The sequence below is a fragment of the Achromobacter sp. D10 genome, assembly GCF_035282245.1.
GTDB classification, from domain to species: Bacteria; Pseudomonadota; Gammaproteobacteria; order Burkholderiales; family Burkholderiaceae_B; genus Achromobacter; species Achromobacter insolitus.
Genome location: NZ_JAYJLE010000013.1, coordinates 63111 through 77510 on the forward strand (window position 1 = coordinate 63111; position 14400 = coordinate 77510).

The window sequence follows — 14400 nt, forward strand, 5'->3', positions numbered from 1 at the left end:
CGATTCAAAACAGAAGCAGGAGACCAGCCGTGATCCATCGAATTGCAGGCCTTGCGGCCGCCTTGTTCTTTACCGCCGTGGCTCCCGCCGTGCAGGCACAGACCACGCCGGTCAAGATCGTCGTCGGGTTTTCGCCGGGCGGTGGTGTCGACACGCTGGCGCGTTTATTGGCCCAGGGACTGGCGCAGGCGATCGACCGGCCCGTGGTGGTCGAGAATCGCGCGGGGGCGGGCGGCACCATCGCCGCCGATGTGGTGGCACGCGCCGAACCGGATGGCGCCACCTTGCTGTTGGCGGACACGTCGCTGCTGCTGGCGCCGCACATTTACCCCAAGGTCAATTACCGGATTGGCACGAGCTTCACACCCGTTGCCATGGTGGGCGATGCGGGGCTGGCGCTGGCGGTCCCGGCCAGCAGCCCGGCGCGCACGCTGCCTGATTTCCTGGCCATGGCGCGCAAGGAACCCGGCCGCTATACGTATGCCTCGGTGGGCGTGGGATCCATGCATCATCTGGGTGGCGAACTGATCAAGTCCATGGCGAGCGTGGACCTCGTGCATGTGCCATACAAAGGCGGCAGTCCGGCTGTCCAGGCGGTCGCATCGGATCAGGTTTCGTCCGCCATTTCCAGCCTGCCGGCAGTGATCCCGCAAGCGAGCGCCGGACGCATACGCATCCTGGCGGTATTGGGCGCGGAACGATTCCCGGGCCTGCCGGACGTGCCCACGGTGGCGCAGACGCTGCCCGGCTTTGACGCCACACCGGCGATTTTCCTGCTGGCGCCCGCCAAGACGCCGGCCGCCGCCATGGAAAAGATCACGCAGGCGCTGCCCAAGGTCTTGGCCGAGCCCAAGCTGCAAGAGGCGTTCATCGCGCAGGGTTCGCTGGTGCGATACCAGCCCGCCGATGCGCTTGCCGCCTGGCTGCCCGCGCAGGAACAGCGCTGGGTCGACCTGATCGCGCGCGCCAAGCTGACGTTCGCCCCTTGAGCTTTTCGGTATTCATAGAAGGAGACGCTGTCATGCAGCAAACAAGTACGCCCGTCATCGGCATGATCGTGCCGCCCGCCGCAGGTCTGGTGCCAGCGGATGGGGCGCGCCTGTATCCCGGCCTGCCTTTCATTGCCAGCGGACTGGGCCTGGGGTCGGTCACGCCCGAGGGTTATGACGCGGTGATCGAATCGGTGGTGGACCATGCGCGCCGGCTGAAGGAGCAGGGCGCCGCAGTGGTTTCGTTGATGGGTACGTCGCTCAGCTTCTACCGGGGCGCGGCTTTCAATACGGCGTTGACGGAGGCAATGCGCGAGTCCACCGGCCTGCCGTGCACGACGATGAGCACCGCGGTGCTGAAGGGATTGCGCGCGCTGGGTGTGCGGCGCGTCGCGTTGGCGACGGCCTATATCGATGATGTCAACGAGCGCTTGGCCGCGTTTCTTGCTGAAGAGGGCCTGGCTCCTGCCGGGTGCCGCAGCCTGGGCATCACGGGCGTGGACGCGATGGCCCGGGTGGATACGGACACACTGATCGATCTTTGCGTGCGCGCCGCCGAGGCGGCGCCGGATAGCGACGGAATCCTGCTGTCCTGCGGGGGCCTGTTGACGCTGGACGCCATACCCGAGGTCGAGCGCCGCCTGGGCATGCCTGTGGTGTCGAGCTCGCCTGCCGGTTTCTGGGATGCCGTGCGGCTTGCGGGGTGCGAAGTCCAGGCGGCGCCGGGATATGGCCGTCTGTCCGGGGTCCATTGAGGATCTGCATCGCAATCCGCGACACCGCAAAGGCGCGTCAAACGCGCATTCATCCTGCCTGGAAACCCGCGTTGGCGGGTTTCTTACTTTGTCCTTAATGCAAAAGACATTTTCATGTCAAGAAAATCGATCTGATACGGTCATATGAGCGTATCAGATGGCTCAAAGAGCGCATAATGTGCGCACCCATTCCCAAGCTCAACGTTGTAGGGATCGGGTCGATTTTCTGTAAGCGAAGAGCGTGTTGTCGCTAGCTCGGCAGTTCGTGTTCCCAGGTTCATGTTCGGTAGCTAGGACAACTTGGAGTATTCACGGAGATGTCTATGACAGAAGACGCAAAGCCGCGCAGGCGGTTCCTTCAGGCGTTGGCCATCGTGCCGGCGTCGACGCTGGCGGTGGGCGGAATGACCACCGGCTGTACCAACGAATCGGACGCGAGCGCTGCGCGCGCGGCCAAGCCCTACGAACCCACTTATTTCACCAAAGCCGAATGGGCCTTCATCGTGGCCGCGGTGGACCATCTGATTCCCGCGGACCAGTACGGCCCGGGCGCGATCGAAGCCGGCGTGCCGGAATTCATCGACCGCCAGATGGAAACGCCGTTTGGCCACGGCAAGCTTTGGTACATGCAAGGTCCGTTCCATACCGATCAGGTGCCGGAACTGGGCTACCAGTTGGACCAGAATCCGCGGCAGGTCTACCGCCACGGAATCCAGGCCTGTGACGCGTGGTGCGTGAAGACGCATGGCAAGACGTATGCCGAACTGGACAAGCCGTTGCAGGAACAGATCCTGAAGGATCTGCAGGCCGGCAAGATCGAATTCGAAACCGTGCCCTCCAGGACGTTTTTCAGCTTCCTGCTTTCCAACACCAAGGAAGGGTTCTTTGCCGATCCGATGTACGGCGGCAACAAGAACATGGTGGGTTGGAAGATGGTGGGTTTCCCGGGCGCGCGCGCGGACTTCATGGACTGGGCAGACCAGCCCAACGCGAAGTATCCCTACGGCCCCGTGTCGATCTCTGGGGAGAAGGGTTAAGCCATGGCGATCAAAAAAGACAAAGTCGATGCGGTGCTGGTCGGGTTCGGCTGGACCGGCGCGATTCTTGGCCAGGAGCTGACCGAGGCAGGGCTGCACGTGCTGGCGCTGGAGCGTGGCGTCATGCAGGACACGCCCAAGGACGCCGAATACCCCAAGGTGATCGACGAACTCGCGTATTCCGTGCGCGGCAAGCTGTTCCAGGACCTGTCCAAGGAAACCGTGACCATCCGCCATGGCGTGGACGACGTGGCCGTACCGTATCGCCAGAACGGTTCCTTCCTGTTGGGCACGGGCGTGGGCGGCGCGGGCTTCCACTGGAACGGCATGCACTACCGCGTGCTGCCTGAGGAACTGGAACTGCGCACCCGCTACGAAACGCGCTACGGCAAGAATTTCATCCCGGAAGGCATGACCATCCAGGACTTCGGCGTTACCTACGACGAACTGGAACCGTATTTCTCCAAGTTCGAGTATGTCTGCGGCACCTCGGGCAAGGCGGGCAACCTGAACGGCAAGATCGTGGAAGGCGGCAATCCGCTGGAGGGCAAGCGCAGCAAGGAATTTCCCTTGCCGCCCTTGACCACCACCTATGGCGCGCAGCTGTTCGACAAGGCAGCCCGCGAAGTCGGCTTCCATCCGTATCCGGCACCCGCGGCCAATGCCTCGGGTCCGTATACCAATCCTTACGGCGTGCGGCTGGGACCCTGCAATTTCTGCGGTTTCTGCGAGAACTACGGTTGCTACATGTATTCGAAGGCCTCGCCGCAGACGACCATTCTGCCGGTGTTGCTGAAGAAGCCGAACTTCGAGCTGCGCACGCAGTCCCACGTGATCAAGGTCAACCTGGACTCGACGGGCAAGAAGGCCGTGGGCGTTACCTACATCGACGCGGAGGGCCGCGAAGTGGAGCAACCGGCCGATCTGGTGATCCTGTCAGCCTATCAGATGCACAACGTGCGCCTGCTGCTGCTGTCGGGCATCGGTAAACCTTACGACCCGAAGACCAACGAAGGCGTGGTCGGCAAAAACTACGCCTACCAGATGAACGGCGGCGTCAACGTGCTGCTGCCCAAGGGCACGCAGCTCAATCCTTTCGTGGGCACGGGCGCAGGCGGCGTGGGCATGGACGACCTGAACGGCGACCAGTTCGACCACGGTCCGCTGGGCTTCCTGGGCGGCGCCAGTATCCGCCACGTGCGCTATGGCGGCCGTCCGATCAAGCAGACGCCTACCATGCCGGGCACGCCTACGTGGGGCACGGGATGGAAGGCAGGGGTGCAGGATGCCTACCAACGCCACATGACCATCGGCATTTCCGGGTCGGTGATGTCGTACCGCGACGCCTACCTGTCGCTGGATCCGACCTACAAGGACAGCTTCGGCCAGCCGCTCTTGCGCATGACCTTCGACTGGCATGACAACGAGTTCGACATGCTGGGCTACATGGGCAAGCGCATGGAAGACGTGGCCCGCGCCATGAAGCCTGAAAAGTACGCGGTGGCAGTGCGCAAGAAGGGCGCCCGCTACGACACGCGGGTCTACCAGAGCACGCACAACACGGGCGGCGCCATCATGGGCACCAACCCCAAGGAAAGCGTGGTCAACAAGTACCTGCAAAGCTGGGACGTGCCCAACCTGTTTGTGATGGGGGCCTGCGTGTTCCCGCAGAACATGGGCTACAACCCCACGGGCCTGGTCGGGGCGCTGGCCTACTGGTCTGCGCAGGCTATCCGCGACCAGTACTTGAAGAACCCCGGCCCGCTGGTCCAGGCTTAAGGAGACGGCACAATGATTAAGCAGACCATTGTTGCGGCCTTTTCCGCCTTGGCCGCCAGCGCCGCGCTTGCCGCGGACGGCACGCCGGCCGCCGCCGACGCGCAACTGATCAAGCAAGGCGAGTACCTGTCGCGCGCCGGCGACTGTATCGCCTGCCACACCGCCAAGGACGGCAAGCCGTTCGCGGGCGGCCTGGGCATCGATTCGCCGCTGGGCATGATCTATTCGACCAATATCACACCCGACAAGGAAACCGGCATCGGCGGCTATTCGTACGAGGACTTCGACCGTGCCGTGCGCCACGGCGTGGCCAAGGACGGGCACTCGCTCTACCCGGCGATGCCGTACACCGCTTACGCCAAGGTCACGCCCGATGATGTGAAAGCCTTGTACGCCTACTTCATGCACGGCGTGGAGCCCGTGAAGCAGGAGAACAAGGACACCGACATCATCTGGCCTTTGTCGATGCGTTGGCCTCTGGGCGTATGGCGCTGGATGTTCGCGCCGGACGTGGCTACCGCGCCCGTCACCGCCGATACCCAGGGCGCCGATCGCGCCGCGTTACTGCGCGGCCAGTACCTGGTCGAAGGCCTGGGCCATTGCAGCACTTGCCACACGCCGCGTGGCGTGGCCTTGCAGGAAAAGGCACTGACCGAGGCGGACGGCTCGGCGTTCCTGTCGGGCGGGGTGGTCGAAGGCTGGTTGGCGAAGAACTTGCGGGGCGATGCCACCGACGGCCTGGGCAGCTGGAGCCAGGCGGACATCGTGGCCTTCCTGAAGTCCGGCCGCAATGGCCATTCCGCGGCGTTTGGCGGTATGGCGCAGGTGGTGGGAGACAGCACCCAGCACCTGTCGGACGCGGACTTGAACGCCATCGCGGCCTATCTTAAGAGCTTGCCGCCGGTGAACAAGGACGCCCCCCAACCGCTGGCCTACGACGCGTCCGTGGCGCAGGCGCTGCGCACGGGCAGCGACAAGGGCGATGGCGCCATGGCCTTCCTCAATAACTGCGCGGCCTGCCATCGCAGCACCGGCAAGGGCTATGCGGAGACCTTCCCGCAACTGGCGCTCAGCTCCACGGTGAACTCGGCGGATCCCGCGTCCTTGATCCACATCGTGCTCAAGGGCGCGCAGATGCCGGCCACGGCGGCGGCGCCCACCGCCTACGCGATGCCGGGCTTCGACTGGCGCATGACCGACAAGGAGGTCGCCGACGTGGTGACGTTCGTGCGGTCCAGCTGGGGCAACAAGGGGGCGGCCGTCACCGCCGCCGACGTTGCCAAGGTGCGCAAGGACGTAGGGGCGGCGCCGCAGCCCGCGCGTTGACCTTCCTCCGCCCGCGCGCCGGCTGAGGACGCGCGGAGCCGGCAAGCCTTGCCCCGGACCGCCCCCCGAGATTGGACCCTGGTCCAGCCTTCGGGGGGCGGAGTCGGTCGTCTCGTGGACGTCAGGCCGCAAATGGCCGTCCGCCCAGGGTCTCGATGACGTAGTCCACAAAACAGGTAATGCGCGCCGCCAGCGCGGTATTGCGGTAGTAGACCGCGTTGATGGATTGGCGCACGTCCAGTGTCTGGGTGGTAAACAGCTGCACGAGCTTGCCGCCCTTGCGGTCTTCGCGCGTCATGAAGTCCGACAGGCAGACGATGCCCAGGCCTGCCAGGGCCATGTGGCGCAGGGTTTCGCCGCTGGAGGAGGCGATGGTCGGCTGAATGCGCAGGATGTTGCCCGTCGCGTCGCGCAATGGCCAGTCGTTGAGCGTTTCGGGCTGGGTGAAGCCCAGCAGCGCATGCTTGGCCAGTTGCTCCGTGTCGATTGGCGTGCCGCGGCGCTTGAGGTACGCGGGGCTGGCCAGAACACGAACCTGGCTGCTGCCCACCGGGCGCGCGTGCAGGGTGGAATCCTTGAGAACGCCGATGCGAAACGCCACGTCGGTGCGTTTTTCGATCAAGTCGATGATGCCTTCGTTGGAGTTCAGCTCCAGCTCCACCTCGGGGTACCGTTCGCGAAAGCCCGCGATCAGCGGCACCAGCACATGCAGCATGAAGGGCGTGGCCGCATCGACGCGCAGCCGCCCGGCAGGCCGCATGCGCCGCGCGGCCATCTGCTCCTCGGCTTCGTCGACCGAGGCGATGATGGCGCGGGCGCTTTGCAAAAAGGTGGCGCCTTCCTCGGTCAACTCCAGCCTGCGCGTGGTGCGGCGCAGCAGCGTGGTCTGCAGCTTTTCTTCCAGCCGCCCCAGTGTGCGGCTGGTGGCTGAGATCGTGAGGCCCAGCAGTTCGGAAGCGGCTGTGATGGAGCCCGTATCCACGACTGCCACAAAGGCCTGCAATTCATCGAGGGTGGTCTTCATTATTGAATTTAATTCAAGAGAATTTATTTAATACGGGGCTTAATCCGCAAATATAAACGGAGGAGACTGCACTCCATCGAAAAATTTCACCGGATTGCAGCCATGCCTCTCGCCCTGCTTGCCCTGACCCTGGCGGCTTTTGCCATAGGGACCACTGAATTCGTTATCGTCGGATTGATTCCGACCATTGCCAACGACCTGAGCGTTTCCTTGCCTTCAGCTGGCCTGCTGGTCAGCCTGTATGCGCTGGGCGTGGCCGTGGGCGCGCCCATTCTGACGGCGCTGACCGGCCGTGTGCCCCGCAAGCTATTGCTGGTCGGCCTGATGGGCTTATTCACCGCAGGCAACCTGGTGGCCTGGCTGGCGCCGGGCTACGGCACGCTGATCGTGGCACGCCTGCTGACCGGCCTGGCCCATGGGGTGTTCTTCTCGGTGGGCACCATCGTTGCCACCAGCCTGGTGCCACGCGAGAAAGGCGCCAGCGCGATCGCGACGATGTTCAGCGGCATGACCGTGGCCTTTGTCACCGGCATTCCGCTGGGCACTTTCATTGGCCAGCACTTTGGCTGGCGCACTACTTTCCTGGTTGTCGCGGCTTTTGGCCTGGTAGCGATGATCGGCGCGCTGACCTTGGTTCCGCGCAATATTGCGCATACCGAACCGGCGCCGCTGCGCCGCCAACTGCGCGTGTTGCTGCAACCGCGCCTGCTGCTGGTCTATGCCATGACGGCCGTGGGCTATGGCGGCTCGTTGATTGCCTTCACCTTCCTGGCGCCGATTCTGGAAGACATCACAGGCTTCAGCCCCGATGTGGTGAGTCTGGTGCTGCTGGCCTACGGTGTTTCGGTGGCTATCGGTAATTTCTGGGGCGGCCGTCTGGCCGATCGCAAGGGGCCGGTGGTGGCGCTCAAGCTCATCTTTGCGCTGCTGGCCGCCGTGCTGTTGGCGCTGACCTTCACCGCTCCCAGCAAGCCGCTGATGTTGCTGACTGTGCTGGCCTGGGGGGCCGTGGCCTTTGGCAACGTGCCCGGCCTGCAGGTCTATGTGGTGCGCCTGGCGGAGCAAGTCGCGCCTGACGCCACCGATGTCGCCACGGGCTTCAATATCTCTGCCTTCAATCTGGGCGTGGCCGGCGGTTCGTGGGCTGGCGCCCAGGTCGTCAGCCAGCTGGGCCTGGCCCACACCCCCTGGGTCGCCGCGCTGGTGACGCTGGCCGCCTTGGGCCTGACGGTGCTGTCCGGCCGATTGGACAGCCGTGCCGCCGCCCGGCAACTGGCCCGCGCCTGAAGCCAACCTCGGCTGGCGTGACTCTTTTACGGAACGCAGCCTCTCTTCTACGCAGGCGTGGCGCGGTCGCGTCATGCCGCAACTCTTGCTTCAAGGAATTTCATGAACATCACGCTGACGCAGGCGCAAGCGGCAATTGCCGCAGCCCGCAAGACGGCTGATCAGCTCGGCATTGCCGTGAACATCGCCGTGCTGGACAGCGGCACGCAGCTGACGGCTTTTGCCCGCATGGACGGCGCTTTTCTGGGCTCCATCGATGTGGCACTGAACAAGGCCAGGACCTCGGTCCTGTTTGGCGAGGCCACCGAGGTGGTGGGTGAATGGTGCAAGCCCGCAAGCCCGGCCCATGGGCTGGAGCGCACCAATGGCGGCCTGATTGTCTTTGGCGGCGGCGTGCCGGTACGCGGGACCGGCGGCCGGCTCATCGGCGCCGTCGGTGTCTCGGGCGGTTCGCCCGACCAGGACGCCGAGGTCGCCCGCGCCGCGGCCGATGCCGGGGCTCTGGACTGAGCCCGGGCAGAGGCAGATATGAGAGTCCCTCGCTATATCAAGACACCCGCGGGCTATCTGATGGTTTTGCGCATGGGTGACAACGCCTTTGCGGAACTGACAAAGCTGGCCAAGGCCGAGAACGTTCCGGCTGCCAGCGTGAGCGCGCTTGGCTTCGCCCATGCCACTTTTGGCTACTGGAATGCGGACCGCAAGGAGTTCGATGCCAAGACTTTCTCCAATGTGGAGATGGGCAGCATCGTCGGCTCCGTGGCGTGGAAGGACGGCGCCCCGTCCATCCACCTGCATGGCGTGGCCGGCGACAGCAACTTCAATGCCTATGCCGGCCATCTGCTGGACCTGGAGGTCGGTACGGGATCGATGGAGATCACGCTCGTCGTCCACGACAAAAAGCTGGAGCGCGCCGTCGACGCCTGCATAGGCGCCAATGTATTGGGGCTCTGAGCCCGATGCTTGCCCGCGCCGCGAACCCATGATCAGTCGCGCCCCTATATTTGACTTAATTTCAAAAGAGTTTGTTTGATATGGGGCTTAATTTGCAAATATGGAAAGCGCAAACTTCTGTCCATCGGGAAACAACTTCCGCTTTTCACATCATTCCAGGAGTCCTTCCATGAGCAATATTCCTTCCTTCGGCGTCGGTACCTTCCGCTTGAACGGCCAAGTCGTGATCGACTCGGTGCGCAACGCACTTGGCGTGGGCTACCGCGCTGTCGATACGGCGCAGATCTATGGCAACGAGGCTGAAGTGGGCCAGGCCATCGCCGAGAGCGGCGTGGCGCGCGAAGCGCTCTTCGTGACCACCAAGATCTGGACCGACAACTACGCCAGGACCAAGCTGGTGCCCAGCCTGCGCGACAGCCTGAAGAAGCTGCGCACCGAGTATGTGGACCTGACCCTGATCCACTGGCCCGCCCCGGGCAACGGCGTGGAACTGCCCGAATTCATGGAAGCGCTGGCTGAAGCCAAGGCCCTGGGCCTGACCCGCCAGATCGGCATTTCCAACTTCAACATCGAGCTGACCCGTCAGGCCATCGCCGCGGTGGGCAAGGGCGAGATCGCCACCAACCAGATCGAACTCAGCCCCTACCTGCAAGGCAACAAACTGACTGCCTTCCTGAAGGAGCAGGGCATCCAGGTGACCTCTTACATGACTCTGGCCTACGGCAAGGTGCTCAAGGATCCGGTGTTGGCCAAGATCGCCGCCAAGCACCAGGCCACCGTGGCGCAGGTGGCTCTGGCATGGGCGCTGCAACTGGGCTACGCGGTGATTCCGTCATCCACCAAGCGCGAGAACCTGGCAAGCAACCTGCTGGCCCGCGACCTCAAGCTGGACGCGGAGGACATGGCCCTGATCGCCTCCCTGGAGCGCAATGGCCGCGAAGTCAGTCCCGAAGGCCTGGCCCCGGCGTGGGATTAAGGAGCGCCTGAAATGACTGCTCTGGCTCGTTTGACTGAAGGCGGCTTCAGCATAGGCATCGAAGCCCCTCTGGACAATGACTGGACGCTTGCGGGCGAACAGGCGCGGCGCCAGACTGGCCGCCTGCCGGGCGAGCCGGATCTGCGCCGCCATGCCGAACTGGCCCGGCTGGCCGACCGGCTTGGTTTTCGCGCCCTGTGGGTGCGGGACGTGCCACTGTACGACCCATCCTTCGGCGACGCAGCCCAGGTGTTCGAGGTGTTTTCCTATCTTGGCTATCTGGCTGGCGTCACGCAGAACATCCTGCTGGGCACCGCAGCCGTGGTGCTGCCCATACGCGAGCCGTTGCTTACGCTGAAGTCGGCCGCAACGGTGCAGCGCCTGAGCGGCAACCGCCTGCTGCTGGGCGTGGCCAGCGGCGATCGACCCGTGGAGTATCCGCTGTTCGGCCGAGACTTCGAGGCGCGTGGCGCTAACTTCCGGGAACAGGTGGCGCTTCTGCGGGAAGGGCCGCAGGCCCGCCTGCCGGACGGACTGGATGTGCTGCCACGCGTGGAGTCGCCCCTGCCGCTGCTGGTGGCAGGCCTGGCCCAGCAGACCCCCTCCTGGGTGGGGGGGCACATGGACGGCTGCCTGGCCTATCCGGGCACGCCAGAGGACCACGCACGCCGCGTGGCTGCCTGGCGCGACGTGGCGGGCGACACGCCTCATACCAAACCCTATGCCAGCTTTATCCATCTGGATTTGGCGGAAAACGCCGATGAGCCGTTGCAACGCTGGCGCTTCGGCCTGCGCGGCGGCCGCAAGGCGCTGATTGCCGAACTGCACGCGCTGCGCGCCGCAGGCGTCGATCACATTGGGCTGCATTTTCGCCGCAACCAGCGCCCGCTGGACGAGACCTTTCACGAGATCGCCGAGTACGTGCTGCCAATTTTTCATCGTTCATCGGCCAAGGTGGCTGCACCGGCCGTGGAGATTTGCAATGTCTGATACCCAAGATTTCCTGTTCAAACCGTATTCCATGGGTGGGTTGACACTACCCAACCGCATCGTCATGCCGCCGATGACGCGTTCGCGCGCCAGCCAGCCCGGCGACGTGCCCAATGAGCTCATGGCCGAGTATTACGCGCAGCGCGCCAGCGCCGGCCTCATCGTCAGCGAAGGCACCTGGATCTCGCCCCTGGGCAAGGGATACGCCTGGACGCCCGGCATCCATACTGCCGAGCAATTGGCGGGATGGCGCAAGGTAACCGATGCGGTGCACGCGGCGGGCGGCCGCATCTTCGCCCAGCTCTGGCATGTGGGCCGCTTGAGCCACACCAGCCTGCTCAACGGTGCATCGCCCGTGTCTTCCTCGGCCATCCAGGCCAAGGGCGTGAATGTCTTCGTGGCCGACGCCGAGGGCAAGCCCGGTTTTGTCCAGGCCTCCGAGCCGCGCGCCCTGAGCGTTGCCGAGATCCATGCCATCGTCGGTGAATACCGCCAGGCCGCGCGCAACGCCATGGCTGCGGGTTTCGACGGCGTGGAACTGCACGCGGCCAATGGCTACCTAGTCAACCAGTTCATAGATTCGAACGCCAACAACCGCAAGGACGAGTACGGCGGCGCGCTGGAAAATCGCCTGCGCTTCCTGGGCGAAGTGGCGCAGGCGCTGGTCGAGGGCACGGGCGACGCCGCCCGCGTGGGCATACGCCTCGCGCCGCTGACCACGCTCAACGGCTGCGAGGACGCCGACCCCCAAACCACCTACCTGGGCGCAGCCAGGCTGCTGGCGGGCATGGGCGTGGGCTATATCCACATCGCCGAGGCGGATTGGGAAGATGCGCCGCACATGCCCGTGGACTTCAAGCAGCGCCTGCGCCAGGCTTTCCCCGGCACCATGATTTATGCCGGCGCCTACACGGCAGAGCGCGCCCGCGAGGCACTGGAGCAGGGCTGGGCCGACCTGATCGGCTTTGGCCGGCCCTTTGTCGCCAATCCCGACCTGCCCGAACGGCTGCGCACCGGCGCGCCGCTGAACCTGCATGACCGCGCAACGCTGTTCGGCGGCGGCGAGCGCGGCCTGACCGACTACCCCGTACTGGAAACGGAAGAGGCCTGAGCCATGAACATGAAAACCGGCAGGACCGCGCCCAAGCGCATGTCCGCGCCGACCGTAATCGGCTTCGGCACGGCGCCCTTGGGCAACATGTACCGCAACATTCCCGAGCAGGAAGCGCTGGCCACGGTGGAGTCTGCCTGGCAGCAAGGCATACGCTACTTCGACGCCGCCCCGCTGTACGGCGCGGGCCTGGCCGAGCTTCGCCTGGGCGAGGCACTGCAGCGCCATCCGCGCAGCGAATACGTGCTGACCACCAAGGTGGGGCGCCTGATCCTGGACGAGGTGGAGGATACTTCCAGGCGCGACCTGGGCGAGAAGGGCGGCCTGTTCGAGCACGGTCTGTCCAACAAGATCGCCTACGACTACACGGCCGACGGCACCATGCGCGCCATCGAGAGCAGCCTCAAGCGTCTGAAGACCGACCACATCGACCATGTCTTCATCCATGACCCGGCGGTGGACTTTCATGGCGACAGCTGGAAGGACGTGTTCCAGGTGGCCATGGACGGCGCCGCCAAGGCCTTGACCCGCCTGCGCGAGCAGGGCGTGATCAAGGGTTGGGGCCTGGGCGTGAACCGTGTCGAACCCTGCGAAATGGCGCTGGAGCAGTCCGATCCCGACGGCTTCCTGCTGGCGGGCCGCTACACGCTGCTCGACCACGCCGAGGCACTGCGCAAGCTGATGCCGGCCAGCCTGGAGCGCGGCGTGGGCATCGTGGTGGGAGGTCCGTACAACTCCGGCGTGCTGGCAGGCGGCGCGCACTACGAATACCAGAAGGCCACGCCGGAGGTGCTGGCGCGCGTGGAGCGGCTGCGCCGGCTGGCTGCCGATCATCAGGTCGACATCCGCGCGGCGGCGCTGCAGTTTTCGCTGGCCCATGCGGCGGTGATCGCTGCCATTCCGGGCGCCAGCCGGCCCGAACGCATTGCCGAGAATCTGGCCTTGGCCAAGGCGCCGATTCCCGCCGCATTCTGGAATGCGCTGCGCGAGCAAGGCTTGGTGTCGGCGGACGCGCCCCTGCCGCTCTGATTGAAGCCATGAGCGCGGTCGATCCAGGACAGGGTCGGCAGCGCTCTCAGCCAACTTTTTTCGGGATTGACCATGAGCACCCCCAACACCTCCCGTCCGTTGTTTGCCGGCCGCAGCTTCCGTGTCGACTATGACGGTCTGTCGGCACACAACATCTATTCGGAAGACGGCAAGACGATCCGCTACGCCATCGTCTCCGGCGCCTATGCCGGCGCCAGCGGCGAGGCGCAATGCCAGTGGCAGGAGGTCAGCGACGGCGTTTACGCGATCTCCTGGCAGGAAGCAGACGGCGCCACGGTCGTGCATATCGACGATTTCATCGGCGGCCGTTCGCAGGCCTATTTCACGGCCGCCGATCTGGGCTTTTACCGCATGCAGGGACCGCTGACCGAGCTCGCTATTCAAAACGCCCAAGACATTTGACAGGCATGGACGGTGGGCGCAAGCTTCATGTCATGCGCCGATCCCTGACCCCGTTCGCCCTGATTATTACCACCATTAGGACCATGGTGGGTTAGCGCTCGTCGGTACATCGCTACACAAACCCGCCAGAGGCGGGTTTTTTGTTGGCCCGTCTCCTGCATGCAGTTTCCTCCAGGAGAGCCCCCCATGATGTCCAACACTGATGCTTCCCCTTCGGCCGCGCCCACGCTGCACTTTCTATGCGGCAAGATCGGGGCGGGCAAGTCCACCCTGGCGCGGAAACTGGCCGCGCGGCCAGGCACCATCCTGCTCAACGAGGACAGCTGGCTGGCCGCGCTGTATCCAGGTGAGATCCTGGACCTTGCCGACTACGGCCGTTGCGCCAGCCGCCTGCGCAATGCGATGGGCAGCCACGTCGCCGCGCTGGTGAAGGCAGGGCTATCGGTGGTGCTGGATTTTCCGGCCAACACGCGGCGCAGCCGGGAATGGCTGCGGCAAGTGGCGCAAGCGGCAGGCTGCACGCATCAGCTGCATTACCTGGACCTGCCCGATGAGGTGTGCAAGGCCAGGCTGCGCGCGCGCAACGCCTCGGGCACGCACCCCTACACCACCACGGACGAGCAATACGATGCCATCACGGCGTACTTTGCCGAGCCGCGCCCGGACGAAGGGTTCAATCTGCTGCGCCATGGGCAAGACTGAACGGGCGCGCGCGGGGCG

At 64.6% G+C, this 14400-nt stretch carries 15 protein-coding genes; 14 read left to right on the forward strand and 1 reads right to left on the reverse strand.

What is annotated here, in order from left to right; all coding sequences use genetic code 11:
- Nucleotides 1-29 precede the first annotated feature (29 nt).
- The 5 genes from VCS63_RS25260 to VCS63_RS25280 all read left to right on the forward strand — a co-directional run bounded on the left by VCS63_RS25260 (nt 30) and on the right by VCS63_RS25280 (nt 5886).
- Nucleotides 30-989 carry a Bug family tripartite tricarboxylate transporter substrate binding protein gene (locus VCS63_RS25260; protein ID WP_165611712.1) on the forward strand — a complete coding sequence of 320 codons (960 nt, stop codon included), beginning with the start codon at nt 30-32 and terminating at the stop codon, nt 987-989.
- Nucleotides 990-1021: 32 nt separating this feature from the next.
- Nucleotides 1022-1744, forward strand: coding sequence for an aspartate/glutamate racemase family protein (locus VCS63_RS25265; RefSeq protein WP_323881363.1), 723 nt, complete (start codon nt 1022-1024; stop codon nt 1742-1744).
- A 323-nt stretch (nt 1745-2067) separates the two neighbouring features.
- Complete coding sequence (locus VCS63_RS25270) at nt 2068-2781, forward strand: gluconate 2-dehydrogenase subunit 3 family protein (RefSeq protein ID WP_323881365.1); 714 nt, start codon at nt 2068-2070, stop codon at nt 2779-2781.
- Nucleotides 2782-2784: 3 nt separating this feature from the next.
- The gene (locus VCS63_RS25275) at nt 2785-4560 is read left to right on the forward strand and encodes a GMC family oxidoreductase (RefSeq protein ID WP_063639958.1); all 1776 of its coding nucleotides are present in this window, start codon (nt 2785-2787) and stop codon (nt 4558-4560) included.
- Nucleotides 4561-4572: 12 nt separating this feature from the next.
- On the forward strand, nt 4573-5886 hold the full coding sequence (locus VCS63_RS25280; protein WP_323881367.1) for a cytochrome c: 1314 nt from the start codon (nt 4573-4575) through the stop codon (nt 5884-5886).
- A gap of 121 nt (nt 5887-6007) precedes the next feature.
- On the opposite strand, the gene VCS63_RS25285 is transcribed toward VCS63_RS25280, so the two are convergent.
- Complete coding sequence (locus VCS63_RS25285) at nt 6008-6910, reverse strand: LysR family transcriptional regulator (RefSeq protein WP_063639954.1); 903 nt, start codon at nt 6908-6910, stop codon at nt 6008-6010.
- A 102-nt stretch (nt 6911-7012) separates the two neighbouring features.
- Between VCS63_RS25285 and VCS63_RS25290 the strand changes: the two genes are divergently transcribed.
- The 9 genes from VCS63_RS25290 (at nt 7013) to VCS63_RS25330 (ending at nt 14382) form a co-directional block, all read left to right on the forward strand.
- Nucleotides 7013-8197, forward strand: a complete 1185-nt coding sequence (locus tag VCS63_RS25290; RefSeq protein WP_063962340.1) for an MFS transporter — start codon at nt 7013-7015, stop codon at nt 8195-8197.
- Nucleotides 8198-8299: 102 nt separating this feature from the next.
- On the forward strand, nt 8300-8707 hold the full coding sequence (locus VCS63_RS25295) for a GlcG/HbpS family heme-binding protein (protein WP_042793899.1): 408 nt from the start codon (nt 8300-8302) through the stop codon (nt 8705-8707).
- An 18-nt stretch (nt 8708-8725) separates the two neighbouring features.
- On the forward strand, nt 8726-9151 hold the full coding sequence (locus VCS63_RS25300) for a PPC domain-containing DNA-binding protein (RefSeq protein ID WP_063962341.1): 426 nt from the start codon (nt 8726-8728) through the stop codon (nt 9149-9151).
- 169 nt (nt 9152-9320) lie between these two features.
- Nucleotides 9321-10127: a 2,5-didehydrogluconate reductase DkgB gene (gene dkgB, locus VCS63_RS25305; protein ID WP_063639950.1), complete on the forward strand. Its 807-nt coding sequence runs from the start codon at nt 9321-9323 to the stop codon at nt 10125-10127.
- Between the two features lie 12 nt (nt 10128-10139).
- Nucleotides 10140-11117 (forward strand): TIGR03571 family LLM class oxidoreductase, encoded by a 978-nt coding sequence (locus tag VCS63_RS25310; RefSeq protein ID WP_323881369.1) that lies wholly within the window; start codon nt 10140-10142, stop codon nt 11115-11117.
- Entirely contained in the window at nt 11110-12228 is a 1119-nt protein-coding gene (locus VCS63_RS25315) for an alkene reductase (protein ID WP_042793895.1), read from the forward strand. The genes VCS63_RS25310 and VCS63_RS25315 overlap by 8 nt, the downstream gene beginning before the upstream one ends.
- A gap of 3 nt (nt 12229-12231) precedes the next feature.
- Nucleotides 12232-13257, forward strand: coding sequence for an aldo/keto reductase (locus VCS63_RS25320; protein WP_323881371.1), 1026 nt, complete (start codon nt 12232-12234; stop codon nt 13255-13257).
- Nucleotides 13258-13329: 72 nt separating this feature from the next.
- A complete protein-coding gene (locus VCS63_RS25325; protein WP_042793894.1) occupies nt 13330-13680 on the forward strand; it encodes a phenolic acid decarboxylase in 351 nt (116 codons plus the stop codon).
- A gap of 189 nt (nt 13681-13869) precedes the next feature.
- Nucleotides 13870-14382: an ATP-binding protein gene (locus VCS63_RS25330; protein ID WP_323881436.1), complete on the forward strand. Its 513-nt coding sequence runs from the start codon at nt 13870-13872 to the stop codon at nt 14380-14382.
- Nucleotides 14383-14400: the final 18 nt, after the last annotated feature.